Annotated in this window: 1 protein-coding gene; it reads right to left on the bottom strand. The window is 57.1% G+C overall.

The annotated features are described in order from the left end of the window. Nucleotides 1-4: 4 nt before the first annotated feature. Nucleotides 5-247: metallophosphoesterase family protein (locus BraRD5C2_RS34105; protein ID WP_223975860.1), on the bottom strand; the 243-nt coding region annotated here is incomplete at its 5' end.

Raw genomic sequence — 247 nt, 5'->3', positions numbered from 1 at the left:
CAGTTCAACGGGCCACGAGTTCATGGATGACCGGTCGCAGATTGTCAGACGTAACATCGAGCGTCGCAAGCGTGATCGGCAACTTGAAGCGCCCTGGCCCGGCGCTGCCGGGATTGACGTAGAGCACATTGTTGACCGTATCGACTTTCGGCACATGAGAATGGCCGGAGATGATGATGTCTATGCCGCGCTCAACGGGGTTGATTGGCAGCGTCTTGAGATCGTGCAATACGAAGATCGTCCGGCC

This window comes from Bradyrhizobium sp. RD5-C2, from assembly GCF_019972155.1.
In the GTDB taxonomy this organism is placed as follows: Bacteria; Pseudomonadota; Alphaproteobacteria; order Rhizobiales; family Xanthobacteraceae; genus Bradyrhizobium.
This window is presented reverse-complemented; position numbering and strand designations above follow the sequence as displayed.